This is a genomic window from Psychrobacter sp. 1Y4 (assembly GCF_051847555.1).
Genome location: NZ_JBPYDE010000074.1, coordinates 1 through 1,315, shown reverse-complemented (window position 1 = coordinate 1,315; position 1,315 = coordinate 1). Strand labels below are relative to the sequence as shown.

Sequence of the window (1,315 nt, the reverse complement as noted above, 5' to 3'; positions counted from 1 at the left end):
GCAATTTGTCCACCAACAAAGTGCGCCACTCCGACCATGGCAAAGCACAAGCCAAACATTACCATCAAATCATTGATGGTAGCTGGGCGGGCATGATCGCGCTCATAGCTTTCGACGGCTTTAATGACTTTATCAATGCTACTGGTATCTGCTCGCAAGAATCGATCGATTTTTGCGCTGTGTTTTGCCATCACCAAGATTGCGAGTAGCCATAATGAGGCATTAGTGGCATCCACTAAGATCATCATGCCAAATAGATCATCACTGACCTCGAACAGCTCCTTCATCGCTGCTTGGTTCGCCGCCCCGCCGATCCAGCTGCCCGCGACGGCAGAAAATCCGCGCCACAACGTATCGTCGACAAACATCTCAGGTGACACCCATTTGGCAATTCCTAAGCTAATAGGTCCACTGATAATAATGGCGATACTGGCAGCAAAGAACATCGCAATGGCTTTCCAGCCCAAACCTAATATTTTGGGAACATCCATGGATAAGGTCATCAATAGCAAACTTGCAGGCAGCAAATACGTGGCGGTAAAACCATAAATCTGCGCGCCAACGCCGTCGGCGAACACCCCTAAGCTGTTTAGGGTGGCGGGTATAAAACAGCACAGTACAATACCGGGTAATACCGCATAAAACCGTCGCCAAAACTTACCCGGTAAGCCTTGGGTATAAAAGACCAGGCCGATGATGGCCATGATAATGCCAAACGCTAATGGCAGGCTATCGATTGCTAAAGATGAGGTGGTAGGCATCAAGTCGCTCCAAGGCTGACAGCTGGCAAAAGTGAATCAGTATAGACAAGCTAAAAAACTCGCGCAAGCAGACATTATGCTTGGTGTGATGACCAATGGGTTTATCACTTCAGTAAACAGCTGTCGTTCACTTGAGATATCCATTTTCAGGTTCATGATGGCTAGATCAAACATAAAAAAGCCAGATAACAAGTATCTGGCTTTTTACTGCTACCTTTAGACGATTAATGAATTAGTAGCTTTAATCGTTCGTTATAGCGATATTATGAGTTTTTACCACGGTTGCCGCCGTTTGGACGACCTTGGCCACGGCTGTCAGAACGACTTGCTGGGCGACCTTGGCTACCGCTTGGACGACCGCGACCAGTTGCAGCACGCTCACCACGTGGAACGCCATTACTATCACCGCGGCTTGGACCACCAGTGCGCTTGCCTTGATAAGGCTTGCCACCTGAACGCTCATTTGGTTTGCCTGACGTATCACGTGGCTTACCTTGATAACCGCTGTCGTTGCTTGCGCGTTGACCAGTTGGTGCGCTGTCGCTTGAACGACC

1 protein-coding gene and 1 pseudogene are annotated in these 1,315 nt (G+C 48.8%); both read right to left on the bottom strand.

The window, feature by feature from the left end:
- Nucleotides 1-761 (bottom strand): DUF819 family protein (locus tag ACS8FC_RS14250; RefSeq protein WP_439297240.1); only part of this gene is annotated, 761 nt, incomplete at its 3' end.
- 263 nt (nucleotides 762-1,024) lie between these two features.
- Nucleotides 1,025-1,315, bottom strand: a pseudogene (locus ACS8FC_RS14245) (DEAD/DEAH box helicase); the annotation flags it as partial.